General features: G+C 38.6%; 13 protein-coding genes and 1 tRNA gene. 10 read left to right on the top strand and 4 right to left on the bottom strand.

Annotation, left to right across the window (positions count from 1 at the left end; translation table 11 throughout):
- Window positions 1–24 precede the first annotated feature (24 nt).
- Window positions 25–98: transfer RNA gene (locus IQ282_RS01780), tRNA-Asp, on the bottom strand.
- Window positions 99–374: 276 nt separating this feature from the next.
- Here IQ282_RS01780 and IQ282_RS01775 point away from each other — a divergent pair.
- The 4 genes from IQ282_RS01775 to IQ282_RS01760 are packed head-to-tail and all read left to right on the top strand — an operon-like array spanning window position 375 to window position 6,761.
- Window positions 375–3,335 (top strand): SusC/RagA family TonB-linked outer membrane protein, encoded by a 2,961-nt coding sequence (locus IQ282_RS01775; protein WP_194850230.1) that lies wholly within the window; start codon window positions 375–377, stop codon window positions 3,333–3,335.
- Between the two features lie 10 nt (window positions 3,336–3,345).
- Window positions 3,346–4,752 (top strand): RagB/SusD family nutrient uptake outer membrane protein, encoded by a 1,407-nt coding sequence (locus IQ282_RS01770; protein WP_194850229.1) that lies wholly within the window; start codon window positions 3,346–3,348, stop codon window positions 4,750–4,752.
- An 11-nt stretch (window positions 4,753–4,763) separates the two neighbouring features.
- Window positions 4,764–5,861, top strand: a complete 1,098-nt coding sequence (locus tag IQ282_RS01765) for a hypothetical protein (RefSeq protein ID WP_194850228.1) — start codon at window positions 4,764–4,766, stop codon at window positions 5,859–5,861.
- Between the two features lie 60 nt (window positions 5,862–5,921).
- Window positions 5,922–6,761 (top strand): HAD family hydrolase, encoded by an 840-nt coding sequence (locus IQ282_RS01760; protein WP_194850227.1) that lies wholly within the window; start codon window positions 5,922–5,924, stop codon window positions 6,759–6,761.
- A gap of 16 nt (window positions 6,762–6,777) precedes the next feature.
- On the opposite strand, the gene IQ282_RS01755 is transcribed toward IQ282_RS01760, so the two are convergent.
- Window positions 6,778–7,320, bottom strand: a complete 543-nt coding sequence (locus IQ282_RS01755; RefSeq protein WP_194850226.1) for a dihydrolipoamide dehydrogenase — start codon at window positions 7,318–7,320, stop codon at window positions 6,778–6,780.
- Window positions 7,321–7,374: 54 nt separating this feature from the next.
- Between IQ282_RS01755 and IQ282_RS01750 the strand changes: the two genes are divergently transcribed.
- A complete protein-coding gene (locus IQ282_RS01750; RefSeq protein WP_194850225.1) occupies window positions 7,375–8,517 on the top strand; it encodes a tetratricopeptide repeat protein in 1,143 nt (380 codons plus the stop codon).
- Between the two features lie 26 nt (window positions 8,518–8,543).
- On the top strand, window positions 8,544–9,026 hold the full coding sequence (locus IQ282_RS01745) for a hypothetical protein (RefSeq protein ID WP_194850224.1): 483 nt from the start codon (window positions 8,544–8,546) through the stop codon (window positions 9,024–9,026).
- Here the strand turns inward: IQ282_RS01745 and IQ282_RS01740 are convergent.
- Both IQ282_RS01740 and IQ282_RS01735 read right to left on the bottom strand, forming a co-directional pair.
- Entirely contained in the window at window positions 9,001–10,146 is a 1,146-nt protein-coding gene (locus tag IQ282_RS01740) for a glycosyltransferase (protein WP_194850223.1), read from the bottom strand. The two genes, IQ282_RS01745 and IQ282_RS01740, sit on opposite strands and share 26 nt — an antisense overlap.
- The gene (locus tag IQ282_RS01735; protein WP_194850222.1) at window positions 10,143–11,021 is read right to left on the bottom strand and encodes a hypothetical protein; all 879 of its coding nucleotides are present in this window, start codon (window positions 11,019–11,021) and stop codon (window positions 10,143–10,145) included. Before IQ282_RS01735 ends, IQ282_RS01740 begins: the two co-directional genes overlap by 4 nt.
- Before the next feature lie 27 nt (window positions 11,022–11,048).
- On the opposite strand from IQ282_RS01735, the gene ruvC reads away from it, so the two are divergent.
- The 4 genes from ruvC to IQ282_RS01715 all read left to right on the top strand — a co-directional run bounded on the left by ruvC (window position 11,049) and on the right by IQ282_RS01715 (window position 14,168).
- Window positions 11,049–11,603, top strand: coding sequence for a crossover junction endodeoxyribonuclease RuvC (ruvC, locus tag IQ282_RS01730; RefSeq protein ID WP_194850235.1), 555 nt, complete (start codon window positions 11,049–11,051; stop codon window positions 11,601–11,603).
- 264 nt (window positions 11,604–11,867) lie between these two features.
- Window positions 11,868–12,467, top strand: a complete 600-nt coding sequence (locus tag IQ282_RS01725; RefSeq protein WP_194850221.1) for a TIGR04282 family arsenosugar biosynthesis glycosyltransferase — start codon at window positions 11,868–11,870, stop codon at window positions 12,465–12,467.
- A 3-nt stretch (window positions 12,468–12,470) separates the two neighbouring features.
- Window positions 12,471–13,289, top strand: a complete 819-nt coding sequence (locus tag IQ282_RS01720) for a purine-nucleoside phosphorylase (RefSeq protein WP_194850220.1) — start codon at window positions 12,471–12,473, stop codon at window positions 13,287–13,289.
- 60 nt (window positions 13,290–13,349) lie between these two features.
- Window positions 13,350–14,168 (top strand): DUF547 domain-containing protein, encoded by an 819-nt coding sequence (locus IQ282_RS01715; RefSeq protein WP_228547181.1) that lies wholly within the window; start codon window positions 13,350–13,352, stop codon window positions 14,166–14,168.
- The last annotated feature ends 3 nt before the right edge of the window (window positions 14,169–14,171 follow it).

Raw genomic sequence — 14,171 nt, 5'->3', positions numbered from 1 at the left:
GAGGAAATTTGATTTCCCATTTAGCGGTCTGGACGGGACTCGAACCCGCGACCCCCTGCGTGACAGGCAGGTATTCTAACCAGCTGAACTACCAGACCGTGTTCTTAAAAGAACTCCGCTACCACATTTCTACGTTAGCGGATGCAAATATACCTAGCATTTTAAAACTGGCAAGTCTTCTAATGAAATATTTAAAAATATTTTACAACTACCGTTTAATAAGGATCAAATCAAATTTGAGTAGTATGGTAGTTAATTTCTAAGCAAACAACCATTAAATAATTATTATATTAAGTATATTTTAACTTAAAACATCAATTATTGATAAATTTATTATAATTTCATTGCTTGACTAACATAAAAAATCAACTCTCATGAAGAACTTTACTTTGCTATTGATTCTTTTCTTCCTTACTAGCGCGGTTTTTGCCCAGGTCAGGACAGTAAATGGACAGGTCACCGGACCTGATGGATTACCGGTATTAGGAGCTACTGTTTCTATTAAAAATACTTCAAACGGAGTCTCTACCGATTTTGACGGTAAATACCAGCTTCAAGCATCGAGTACGGATGTTCTCTTGTTTTCCTATGTAGGATATCAATCTGCTGAGGTAGTAGTGGGTGATAAAACTGAAATAAATGTTACGTTTTCAGAATCGCTTAATGAACTGGATAAAATTATTATCACAGGTTATTCCCAGATCGAAAAATCACGCTCGACAAGCGCAACTCAAATTGTAGATGTTGATGAGGTTGCTGGAGCTCCTAGAGCTTCCCTGATAGAAAGTCTTCAAGGTGCAGCTAGTGGGCTAAATGTTGTTTCTTCTACGGGACAACCAGGTTCAACACCTAGTATAAATATTAGAGGTATTGGAACATTCCAAGGGTCCTCACCTTTATATGTTATAGATGGATTTCAGACAGATGACGCACAATTAATCGCTCAAATTAATCCTAACGATGTTGCCTCTCTTCAAATTCTTAAAGATGCAGCAGGACTAGCTATTTATGGAACGAGAGCTGCTAATGGAGTTATTGTTATAACTACTAAAAAAGGAAGAAGCGGAGAAATGAGAGTAAGTTTCAGTTCAAACGTTGGGTATTCAGATCCATCAACAGCAGATAAGAATAAACCTTTGGGTACGCCAGAGCTTCAGGAATTGCTGCAAGAGGGAGTTGTAAACGCAGGATTGCGTCCTGATAGTGCTAGTGCCTTAACATTCTTAACAGACAATGGGTTTGATCCTAATACTAATACAGATTGGTATGGATTACTGACTCAAAGAGGTACTTATCAAGAACACAATGTATCCTTAAGTGGTGGTGGTGATAATGCGACCTACTATTTATCTGGTGGTTATCAGAAAACAGAAGGAACAATCATAGCTAGTAGTAATGAACGTATGAACGTTCGTTTGAACATGGACATTAAAGGAGGAGAAAGATTTAGATTGAGTCCTAGAATATCTCTTGCTAAAAACATTATGAACGTTCGTCCTGACGGAGGAGCATTTGCTAATCCAGTCCGAGCCATCTATCGTATAAGACCAGATATCAGTCCGTATAATGAAGATGGAACTTTTAATTTTGGATTCAACAATACACACAATCCTATAGCACAAGCAGAGCAAGAGATCAGAAGAAACATTGATTATCGTGCGGTTCTAAGCACTAATGCAGAGTATGATCTATTTGATTTCTTAACTGTCCGATCTGAAATTGCATTGAATTATAGTTTTGTCGATAATTTCACAAGACGTCCAAAAGGTTTTGGTGATGCTAGAGAGCTAGGAGATGGTTCACAGACCAGTAACTTCTTATTTACTTGGAACTGGAGGAATCTACTGGTTTTCAATCGTAAATGGAATGATGTTCATGAATTGGACGCGTTTGCTGGTTATGAAGTTATTAGAACTAGAAATAAGTTTAGCTCGCTTTCTGCAGAAAATATCCTAAATGGATTTGAAGATCTAGCAAACGCAGCAGTACCATCTGATGCTTCTACGAGTAAAGGTATTGCTGGTTTTAACTCTGTATTTGCAAATGCAGAATATGCCTACGACAGTAAATATCTTGCTAGTTTCTCAATAAGACGGGATGGAGCCAATGTTTTTGGTCCAAACAACCGCTTTGGAACTTTTTATTCTGTTGGTTTAGGTTGGAATCTGGCTAAGGAAGATTTTATGTCTGATGTAGACTGGATAGATGATTTGAAGTTAAGAAGCAGTTTTGGACAGGTAGGTAACGCAAATATTGGTCAAAGTAATTTTATATCAATTTTCTCTGCGACAGAATACAATGGGCAACCTGGGCGGTTTTTTTCTAGCTTTGGAAACCCTGATATTAAATGGGAAACACAAAGTAATATTGATATAGGTCTTGATTTTGCTTTTATAAGAAACCGCATTCAAGGATCATTGAATTTCTACAGGCAAGACAATCAAGATTTGTTAAGAGATAACTTCCCTGTAAGTGCTAGTAATGGAGACACCACAGTTCCTGGAAATATAGGAGCGATTTTAAATAGAGGTGTAGAATTATCAATTAAGTCTAGAAATATTGTGAGTCAAAACAATGGCTTTGAATGGACGACAAACCTCAATTTTACTAAGAACGAAAATGAAGTTACTGAATTAGGTAACGATAATATACCCATTTTAGGAGCTACCAGTTTGACGGCCGTTGGGGAAGACGTTAATACATTTTATCTCCCGGTTTATGCTGGTGTAGATCCAGCTAACGGTAGAGCTTTATTCTATACCGATGGAACAAGAAGTGCGACGACCTATGATTATGCTCAGGCAGACCAAGCTATTATAGGATCCTCTACTCCAGACTGGACGGCAGGGTTAAGAAATTCCTTTAGCTATCAGGGTGTAGGGCTTTCAGTTAATTTGTATTACAGGCATGGTGGACTTATTTATGACACCTGGGCGAGGTTTACAAACTCTGATGGGTCTAGAAGGTTATCTGATTCTGGTAACGTAAATAGGGGCACCTACGATCGCAGATGGCAGAACCCTGGTGATGTGACTGATGTTCCTGCTTTTGTATATGGAAACGGTTCACCGTCTAGCTCCTCTTCTAGTAGATTTATTTATGATGGTACGTACCTTAGGTTGCGTGATATTGAATTATCCTATGACTTTCAAGAAGCATTGTTAGACAAGGTCAAATTGCGCTCAATGCGAGTTTACCTAAGAGGATCAAATCTTGCTACTTATCGTAAAGATGATCGTTTAGAGCGTGATCCAGAAGCAGGTTTATCCGGTAGGGTAGATCAGGAAATTCCAATACCAAAAACGTTTCTATTTGGTATTAATGTCTCACTATAAAAAGCTTAAAATGAAAAATAAAATATTTATAAAATTATTCGTCCTTCTTTTCTTTATTACAGCATGTGACGACACACTGGACTTTAGATTGTCAACTTCCATTCCTGCAGGAGAAGTAATAACTGATCTAGAATCTTTGGACTTAGCCGTTAATGGGAGTTATGGCTTATTAGGCGATTCAGATTTATTCAATAGAACCGCAACGCTACTACCAGATTTGATGTCTGATAATCTGTATTTGGATGCCTTCAACAATACGGGAAGGTATTTATTTTTTGATGACTACACGGTACAGGATGATAATGGTAATGTAGAGTCTCTTTACAATGATCTCGCTAGAATAATAGCCCAAACTACTATCATTTTAAGAGAAGTTGAAAATGTTGATTTCCCGGACTCTGAGTTGGCATTAGCTAATCAGTATAAGGGAGAGGCGAAATTTGTTAGAGCGCTAGCTTATTTTACCATGCAACAGTTTTTCGCGCAGCCCTATAATTTTACGAATGATGCAAGTCATTTAGGAGTGCCTATTCCAGATGCAGAAGCTTTGGGCGGTAACAGTATTGTTTCTCCAGCGAGAGCTACAACAGCTGCGGTTTATGCCTTAATTGTTTCTGATTTACAGGAAGCCATTACCTTAATGGACGCTACCAGTGATGTGTTTAGAGCGGACGTTTGGGCTGCGGAAGCTTTACTTGCGAGAGTATATCTTAACATGGGTAATTATCCACAGGCAGAAGCTCGAGCATCTAATGTTATCAATTCTTCTGGGGCTATCCTTGTGAGTAATGGCAGCTATATATCTTCATGGTCCGCAGAAAAAAGTTCTGAAACAATATTTTCAGTTGCAAATATCTTGACCGACAACTCTGGATTTGATTCTGTTGGATATTTTTATAACGGCTACGATGATGCTTTTCCAACTCCGGATTTCTTAAGCCAGTTTGAAGCCACAGACGTTCGCAATGGGCTTTACGAGCAACAAGGAGCTCCTAATGGATTAGAATTTAGTATTTTGAAATATCCAGATACGCAAAATCAGTCCGACAATATTCCGATTTTGAGGTTATCTGAAATGTTTCTTATCAAAGCAGAAGCTCATGCAAGACAGCCTGGACAGGAAACGATGGCGCAGGGAGCACTTGATGCAATTATAACTAGAGCAGATGGATCTGCCGCACCTTCTACAGAAACAGGGCAAGCTTTGATAAATAAAATAATACTAGAGAGACGCAAAGAGCTTGCATTTGAAGGATTTAGATTGTTTGATTTGACTAGAACCAAACGTGATTTCCAAAAATTCAGACAAGATCTTCCACCTTTAAGTATAACGGCTCAAGGCAATTTTACAATTTTGCCTATACCGCTAGATGAATTGAATCGCAATCCTAACATAGAACCTAATCCAGGTTATTAAAAATCAATATTATGAAATTGTATAAATATTTAATTTTAAGCTTGGGGTTCATCGTATTTTCAAGCTGTGACGATACTGAAAACGATGTTGTCTTATCTAGCGAGTTTGATTACCTAGCTTTTGAAAGTAGTGCCATAGGCGTTTCTGAAGCCGGTGGTGGACCTGTTCTGGTGATGATAACCAGATCTACTGGAGACATCAATAAAGAACTCTCGCTAAATTATACCATCAGTGCACCTGCGACGGGAAGACCGGCAATAGCAGGTACAGACTATACGCTTCCTGCTGGATCTGGAACAATCGTATTTCCATCTGGTCAAGCTACAGTGCAGGTACCATTGATCGACTTAATAGATAATGATCTTTCTGTTGGAAATAGATCCATAAATTTTGAGATTGACGATCCTAAAGGGTTTCTTTTAGGTTCTCCAGATGCTCCAGAAACTGGTGCACTTGTTTTGACAATTAATGAAGACGATTTATTCACCTTTGGTGAAACTAGTTTTGAAGAGGTTACCACTTTTGTAGGCGACAGGACATTTCCTAAGACACCTACTGTGGAGCAGGTAAATTCTCAAGTTGCAACTCCTAACTCCACGGATCCATTAGTAGACTGGACTCGTACAGGTGCAGAAATGGGGTTTGATACATCTTCACTTGCATCAAACCTTGTGGATTTAGGAGGAGAGGCCATAGGAGTATTCAGCAATGAAAATATGGAAACTGACCCTGATTCCTTTGAAACCAGATTTGTCAATGGAACACAAGGTTACCTTGGTTCTGATCTTGATGGGACATTAGAAGTTCGTTTTGATGAATTAATGATACCGGCGGGAACGACTAATCTAGTTTTGGAAATCTCTTATTTCATGGGGCAGACCTATGAAGATGAAGAAGGGTTTTTTGTGTATTGGGAAACTGCAGATGGTTTAGGTGATGCTCTAGTATTCGAGCAAGGTCCAGCGGCACAGGTAAGCCAGTGGATAACCGTTCAAGTTCCCATTCCTGCAGCAAGAGCTGTAAATGGGAGGGTGTTAATGCAGCTTTGGGGAACCGCAGATGCAGAAACCATTTTTGTAGACTATGTAGCCATTAAGGGAATTAAATAATTTGTTTGGATTTATTTTCAAGAAGGCGCTCGATAGAGCGTCTTTTTTTATTTTAGCAGGATGATACAACTTATAGCTACAGACATTGATGGAACATTGCTCGATGACAATCGATTTATCTCTAGCAATACTGCCCGGGTTTTTAATAACCTCAACATTCCTAAAATATTGATATCTGCACGCATGCCGCAAGCGATGTATTATCTGCAAGACGCATTAAATATTCAGAATTCACCGCTTATTTGCTACAACGGTGCACTTGTTTTACACAATAATGAGGTGCTACACACAGAAAGCATCGACCTGGCATTGATCCATCAAATGGTTAAAATAGGCGTTGAAAACAGTTTGCACGTGAGTCTTTATAGGAATCAAGAATGGTTTGTAGAGCAGCATGATGAATGGACGGCCCGCGAGATTCATAATACTCGCACACAGCCTACCGTGCAATCCTTGTCGACCTCTTTGGCTTATTTTGAGAAAACTATAGAACAAGGCGGTGCGCATAAAATCATGTTTATGGGCAATAAGGATAAAATGGATTCCGCTTTCGCGAAAGCGGAAGAGTTATCAGCCTCAGTGCTCCATTTATACCGGTCAAAAGATTCCTATACAGAAATATCACCTAAAGGGATCTCAAAAAAATCAGCATTAGAAATTCTTTTGAAAAAGCGATACCCAGAAATTAATATGTCGAGCGTCGCAGCTTTTGGCGATAATTATAACGATATCGAAATGCTTGCTGGAGTAGGGTACGGTGTTGCGGTTGAGAATGGTAAGGAACAGGTGCGCAGTGCCGCTCGTTACACAGCAGGACATCATAAGAAAGACGGTGTTGCGACCTGGCTGGAAGAAAACATGACGCATAAAAAAAGCGACTCTGTTGAGCCGCTTTCTTAGGTAAAAATTTGAGATTTTAGTTTTGGATCTCTATAACATCAGCTGCACTTAAATCCGCCAGTTCCATAACAGCTTGGTAATCTGTAACATCAACTGTAGAGCTACTAACAAGTTCTACGGGTAATATAACAATTCTAAACTGCTGATTGTCTAAATCTGCTGTAGTTAGATTGTTAAAATCTGTAGAATCAGGACCCGTTAAAAAGATGGTGGCATCTCCGTTTGTGAAGTCATAATTATATTGAAATTCACCAAAATCTGTGTACAAAGTTTGTGGTAATAATCTATAAACATCAACCTGGCCGCCATTGTTTCCAGGAACTTGTTCAAATCTTATGTAAACTAATGTCATATCTCCAGGAAAAACGTCGATACTTTCTGGATAACGCACTAGTTGTGAATAATCGGGTGCACTAAAGTTAATGGTTGTATTGAACGATTGAGCGCGGTCGTTTGCACCATTAGCACCATCTGCACCAGGTATTCCTGGTGGTCCTTGATCGCCTTCACAAGCGGTAAATCCTGCGGCTATCACGAGAAGTAGTAGTATCTTTTTCATAATGATTAATTTAGTTAGTTTAGTTTTCAATAATTATGCCTAAAAATGCGATACATGTTTAACAATCTAATGGTCATTAGCTTTTTTTTAGTAGCGATAGTTTCCGTTTCTGCACAGGAAAGAGTGGGAGACAGTCTTATGGAAATAGGAGATTATAGTAACGCAATTGTTGCTTACAAAGCATCAGAGCTGACTCCTAATCTACAGTTCAAGTTGGCCAAAGCCTATACAGTCACCGGTAATACCACAAAAGCGATGACTGCCTACCAGATAGGTTTGAAAGAAGATTCTACTGCTGTGAAACCTCGATTTGATCTTGCGCGACTGCATTTGAGCACTAACGATCCTATAAATTCCTTCTCTCTTTTCAATCAATTGGTAGAAGAGTTTCCAGAAAATGCGACCTATCAATTTTATAAAGGTCAAATTTTGGAACTTTTAAAATCTGACGAGAAAGCGATGGAGATTTACGGTAATGTTCTAAAACTAAATCCTGATTATCGCAGCGCCCGGATGGAACTGGTGGCATTGTTAATTAAAAAGCGAAAGACCTTTCCAGCTATAAAATATTCCCAAGAAGTACTAAATGAAAACCCAGATGATATTAAGTTCAATAGTTTGATCGCCCAGGCTTTTTACAGTGCAAAAATTTATTCTAAAGCGATTGAACATCTTGAACACTTATTTGAGATCAATAATGATACGGAGTTTAACCGCAAGACACTGGGACTGGCCTATTTTGAAGACGCTCAATGGCAAAAAGCGATTGAAAATTTTGACATCTTTTTAAAACAGTATCAAGAAAGGGACGCAGATATATACTTTATGAAATCTAGAGCACATTTGAGGCTCAAGGAATATGATAAAGCTCTAGATGCCATTGAATATTGTATTTTATTCAGGCGGCCTGCAATTGATCAAGAATATTTGCAACTGGCATCCATTAAGGCAGCGCAGGAAGATTATAAGGGCACCTTTGATGCCATGAAGCTTGCTTATGAAGAAAATGCTGAAGATGCGGTCATCGCTTATCAGTTTGCTGTGGCTGCGGATAGATACTTTAAGGATAAGAAAGCCATCATAGGTTATTATGAGCGTTATTTGAATAAATTTGGAGAATCAAGCAGTTATGGAGAGCTGGTCACTTTCAGAATCAGTGATTTGAAAAAAGAATTATTTATGAGCGAGAGTAATTAATGAGAATCTTCCAGAACATATCTATTGTGCGATTATTTCTAGCTATCATAAGTTTACTACTTCTCAATTCCTGTAAAACAGAGACGCAGAAGAATGATGAGGCGACGACACAAGCAATGGATCGATTCAAAAATCTAGATACAAAAAGCGTTGATGTTTTTCCACAATTTGTAGACTGCGATGAACTGGAAACAACATCAGATTGTTTTTATGCGAGAATGCATGAGCTGATTCAAACAAGGCTGTCAACTGATACCTTAAATATGGAGATTAAGCAAAAAGACAGCCTCGTGGCAGTATTTACTGTGACTGATAAAGGTCAAATACGCTACGATAGCATTGCTTATTGTGCAAATCACCTAGACCGCACGTTTATGGATTCTACCTTAAATAGTAAACTAGTGGATTTGCCTAAAATTGATAGTGCTTTAAAACAAGGTGTTCCCGTGGCATCTTCTTACTTAGTCCCAGTAGTTGTACAACCTATAAATGCTCATTCCGATCAATAATACGGTCATGCCAGTCTAGTTTTTGCAAGCCTTTTAAACCTATAGCAACAACAATAAACGGGTAAACAAAAAAGTTAGGAAAGAAATAACCGCTCCATTTTTTCATTTCTAAAAATTGATTTCCAATCACCAGTACCACAAAATCGGTAAAAAATTTAAGTAGATAGATACTAATCAATAATTTAAAAGAAACTAGCTCTAACCACCAGAAGAGTGGGCTAAGTATAAATATCAAGCTCATCGCTCCCACTTGAAAAGCAACAAGTTTATTAAGCAAGCTTTTTGTTTCTTTTCCTTTTCGCGCCCAGCGCGCTCGTTGCTGTATCAATTCTTTCCATCCGGTTTTTGAGGCTGATTGTACCATGGCATCAGCATTTTTCAAATATTGGCATTGCAAAACATCTTCAGCGGCAAGTTTTTCTAGAAGGAAAATATCATCGCCGCTAGAAAGATGATCGTTCCCTAAATACCCGTTGACCTCGATAAAAGCATCTTTTCTAAACGATAGATTAGCTCCATTGCACATAAAGGGCTGACGTAAAGCAAAAGCTCCAGCAGTAATTGTTTGCAGCGCCATCATTTCTAATTGTTGTAGTGCTGCAATGAAGCCGTGTCCGTAGAGATTAACGGGTGCAGCGACAAGAAGAGCGTCTGCATAGTTTTTATAATGATTATTGAAAGCACTTATCCATTTTGTAGGGAGTATGCAATCTGCATCTGTTAGAAGAATATGGTCGTATTTGGAGATGTCGACAGCTTGCGTGATTCCGTCTTTTTTAGCACTGTTACTGTTTGGAATTCTATCTAAAAGCTTGATGTCAATCGAGGGATTATATGCAGAAAATTGTTCGATGATTGCTGGGCTTCCGTCAGTAGAAGCATCATTCACAAAAATTAATTCTATGAAATCCCAATCATAGAACTGCGCTTTTAAGGAAGCTAGCAGGCTAGGTAAATTATTGATTTCATTACGGTAAACGACAATAATTGAAAACGCTTGTTGATTCAAAGGCGATGTTTTACGAGTAATCATTAATGGTCTGTATCGCAATGCTGGCATGGCTAGGCACAATAAGGTTATGACATACCCAAAACTGAATAGGATCACAAAATAGCTCATACAGTTGCTACATTAGGAAACCGTTGAAAGGCTAGCAGGATACACCCTAATAAAACTGGCAGTACGGTATTATTTAACCAGATGATGGCCACGATAGCCGTCATACTTTCTAGGGAAATGTCAAGGTAGCCTACAAAAAAAGAAGCAATGCTCCATTTGAGAAATACGTCAAACAGCTGTATCGTGGGTACGATTGATGCCGCTAAATACATTGCAGTAATGGAACCCAGAATCAGTAAAATGGATACGTTTGAAATCGTCAGTAAAACCAGAATCCAGCAACTTGAAAAAATCACGTATCTAAAAAAGGAAATTCCTGTAATTGTAGCAATATTAGCACCGCGATAATCAAACCATTGGAAGATCGAGCGAGATAACAATATGACCAACCCGGCGCCTCCTGCAATAATGACCGTCGCAATGAATTGTATTTCAATAAGTAAGGCAATTCCTGCAGTACCTAGAATAACCGTGACGGCCATTTGACTTAAATTCCCCACAAGCACGGCTTTCAATACTTTTTTACGAATATTATAGGGGAAATAAAAAGCTTTCGCAGCAAATTCGCCGGCTTTAAGAGGTGTGATAAAACTTGCGGCTTGTGCGGTAAAGTTTTGAATCACGCTTTCGCGAAAGCGTAAACTTCTCAAATCCTGAACTAAAAGTTTCCACTTGTAACTTTCGACAAACCAACTTAAAATAGATAGTAACGGCAGCAAAAAATAAAGAGAGGTGGGCAAGTCTGATAAAAATATATTTACCGCGTTCCAGTTGAATTTCTCCAGTCTCAACTGCCAGCCCAAATAGCTCAAACAGGATAAGATCACAAGTATTTTGCAGGCCTGCAGCAGGAAATGCTTAGATTTGTTTGACATGCAATTCACGGCATGAAATTACAACAATTGGCAACAGAACGTATCATTTTAGGGATCGATCCAGGAACCTTGATCATGGGATTTGGCATCATAAAAGTCGTGGGTAAAACCATGTCGTTCGTACAAATGAACGAGCTTGACATGCGCAAAATAACAGATCCATACGTTAAACTACGGATGATTTTTGAACGCACGATTGAGTTGATCGATACCCATCATCCTGACGAGATCGCTCTAGAAGCTCCTTTTTTTGGAAAGAATGTGCAATCCATGCTTAAATTAGGTCGCGCTCAAGGTGTTGCCATGGCAGCAGGGCTTTCTCGCGATATACCGGTTACTGAATATGCTCCGCGCCGCATAAAACAATCCATTACAGGAAAAGGAACGGCCAGTAAGGAACAAGTTGCGTTAATGCTCAAAAGCACGCTGCTACTCAAAGAACTTCCTAAAAACCTAGACATGACGGACGGACTTGCCGCTGCAGTTTGTCATTTTTATTCTAGTGGCAGGGTAGAAGTGGGGAAAAGCTATTCAGGCTGGGCTTCTTTTGTAAAGCAGAACGAAAAGCGTATCAAGAAATGAGTTGTTTCTATCTTTCTACCTATTTTCAGTAAGATGTCAAAATGCTCAAAGTCGTATTAAATTCAAGTGAAATATCGATGTTTTTCAATTGACCACAAACTCGAGTCAGCATCGCAATACGATTCTTAATTTTGTGTTCATCGCTTATCATGAAATAGCAATTAACAATTTGAGGAATATTATTTTCATATTATAGTTCTTAGTATATATCTTCCAACTCTCAAAAACTAAAACTTCTAAGGTTTGTTTCTAAAGTATTAATCCATGAATAATTGTTTGATCATTTTTACCCGTAATCCAGAATTGGGTAAGGGAAAACGTCGGCTGGCTGCTACGCTAGGCGATGAAAAAGCATTGGAAATTTATAAGTTTCTATTAGAACATACCAGAGCTATCACAAAAAATATTTATGGAGTAAAGCAGGTGTGGTATTCAGAGCGTGTCCATCAAAATGATGATTGGGATAATTTAGCTTATGAAAAGTACGAGCAAAAAGGTTCAGACCTGGGAGCGCGCATGAACTATGCATTTAAAGAGGCCATGAAAAAGCATGAAAATGTAATAATTATAGGTTCTGATATGTACGATTTGACAGCACTAGAAATTGATGAGGCCTTCAAGAAATTGAATGGTCAAGATGCTATTATAGGCCCTGCAGAAGATGGCGGATATTACTTGCTGGGTTTCAACAAGAAGATTCCGAAAGGTATCTTTGAAAATAAAGAATGGGGAACTTCTACCGTTTTAGAAGAAACTCTAAAAAACCTGAAGGATATAAATTACGTAAAATTGGAGGAGCGCAACGATGTTGACACAGAAGCCGATATCAAAGACCATCCAGATTTTCAAATACTATTAAATTAAGATATGCAAAGCAGAAAACTTCTAGACAATTCCATTAATTACTTGATCCAGCACGGTTTTGAAAAGCCAGAGATCGGTATCGTTTTAGGTACTGGATTAGGCAAACTGGTCGATCAGATTGAAAATGCTCACGTAGCACATTATAATAACATACCATCTTTTCCACTCGCGACCGTAGAGTTTCACACTGGAAAATTAATCTATGGCGATCTTGCAGGTAAGAAAGTAGTAGTGATGCAAGGAAGATTTCATTTATATGAGGGATATGATTTTATGGATATCACCTATCCCATTAGAGTGATGCATGGTCTAGGAATCAAAAAGTTGTTGGTTTCAAATGCAGCCGGAGCGGTTAATCTTGATATGAAAAAAGGTGATTTAATGTTGCTTGATGATCATATTAATTTGCAGGGTGGGAGTCCGCTGGCGTTTAAGAATGTGAGCGAATTCGGTGATCGATTTGCAGACATGAGCACGCCTTATGATAAAGAAATGAATCAGAAATTACGCGATCTCGCCAAGGAAAATGACATTGAATTGCATGAAGGAGTATATGCAAGTGTTGTAGGACCACAACTAGAAACCCGTGCAGAATACCGCATGTTGAAAATTATGGGTGCAGATGCTGTGGGGATGAGCACGGTTCCCGAAATTATCGTGGCAAACCACTTGAAACTTCCAGTAAGTGCGATTTCTGTGTTGACAGATGAGTGTGATCCAGATAATTTAAAACCGGTTAGTGTTCCTGATATTATAGAAACTGCCGGGAAAGCAGAGCCTAAAATGGTAGCTCTATTTAAAGGTCTGATTGAGAGCCTCTAATGTTATTCTACTGTTAATCTTAAAACCATAACTATTGCGTTCCCGTAGATTACATGTACAATGAAAGCGGTAACGATTCCGCTTTCGCGAAAGCGAACTCCCATGAAAAAAATTGCATATTTATTAGCCGTTCTGTTTATTGCCGCATCTTGTGTAGGATCTGGTGGATTACATTATGATCAACTTACTAAAGGTGAAAAAATTGAGACCAGTAGGTCACAACTCGATCATTCTAATTTTGACGCGCTCTTGAATAAATATGTAAATGAAGCCGGATTTGTAGATTATGAAGGACTAGCTGAAGAGCAAGCAGCATTGAAATCCTACCTGGTTTACTTAAGTGTAAATCAACCAAAAGCTGACTGGGAAACTGGGGAACAATTTGCCTATTACATCAATCTTTACAACGCGTCAACGCTTGATATAATCATTGATAATGATATGCCGGGAAGCATTCAGGACATCAAAGGGCCTTTTGGACAGGTGTGGATTAAGAATTTTATAGTCGTTGATGGTAAGGACTATTCCCTAGCCGATATTGAGAAGGGAGTACTTCAAAAGATGGGCGATCCTAGAATACATTTTGCAATTAATTGTGCTAGTTTTTCTTGTCCTAAATTAATGAAAACTGCCTACACCGGTGAGAACGTCGACGATTTGATGAAACAAGCTGCGGACGAATTCATAAACTCTGACAAGAATGATTTAAGCGATCCTAACAACCCAAAATTAAGCAGCATTTTTAGTTTCTATCCTAAGGATTTTGAAGCTCACTCTGGAACTGTGATAAAGTATATCAATCAGTATGCTGATAAAAAAATCAATGAAGGTGCAACCATCGAATACAAAGATTACGACTGGTCACTTAACAAACAATAAAAT

It is taken from the genome of Nonlabens antarcticus (assembly GCF_015356755.1).
GTDB lineage: Bacteria > Bacteroidota > Bacteroidia > Flavobacteriales > Flavobacteriaceae > Nonlabens > Nonlabens antarcticus.
This window is presented reverse-complemented; position numbering and strand designations above follow the sequence as displayed.

What these genes read in the sequence shown, in the direction of transcription:
- IQ282_RS01775 (WP_194850230.1), top strand. Translation starts at nt 375, where the DNA reads ATGAAGAACTTTACTTTGCTATTGATTCTTTTCTTCCTTACTAGCGCG.
- IQ282_RS01770 (WP_194850229.1), top strand. Translation starts at nt 3,346, where the DNA reads ATGAAAAATAAAATATTTATAAAATTATTCGTCCTTCTTTTCTTTATT.
- IQ282_RS01765 (WP_194850228.1), top strand. Translation starts at nt 4,764, where the DNA reads ATGAAATTGTATAAATATTTAATTTTAAGCTTGGGGTTCATCGTATTT.
- IQ282_RS01760 (WP_194850227.1), top strand. Translation starts at nt 5,922, where the DNA reads ATGATACAACTTATAGCTACAGACATTGATGGAACATTGCTCGATGAC.
- IQ282_RS01755 (WP_194850226.1), bottom strand. Translation starts at nt 7,320, where the DNA reads ATGAAAAAGATACTACTACTTCTCGTGATAGCCGCAGGATTTACCGCT.
- IQ282_RS01750 (WP_194850225.1), top strand. Translation starts at nt 7,375, where the DNA reads ATGTTTAACAATCTAATGGTCATTAGCTTTTTTTTAGTAGCGATAGTT.
- IQ282_RS01740 (WP_194850223.1), bottom strand. Translation starts at nt 10,146, where the DNA reads ATGAGCTATTTTGTGATCCTATTCAGTTTTGGGTATGTCATAACCTTA.
- IQ282_RS01735 (WP_194850222.1), bottom strand. Translation starts at nt 11,021, where the DNA reads ATGTCAAACAAATCTAAGCATTTCCTGCTGCAGGCCTGCAAAATACTT.
- IQ282_RS01725 (WP_194850221.1), top strand. Translation starts at nt 11,868, where the DNA reads ATGAATAATTGTTTGATCATTTTTACCCGTAATCCAGAATTGGGTAAG.
- IQ282_RS01720 (WP_194850220.1), top strand. Translation starts at nt 12,471, where the DNA reads ATGCAAAGCAGAAAACTTCTAGACAATTCCATTAATTACTTGATCCAG.
- IQ282_RS01715 (WP_228547181.1), top strand. Translation starts at nt 13,350, where the DNA reads ATGAAAGCGGTAACGATTCCGCTTTCGCGAAAGCGAACTCCCATGAAA.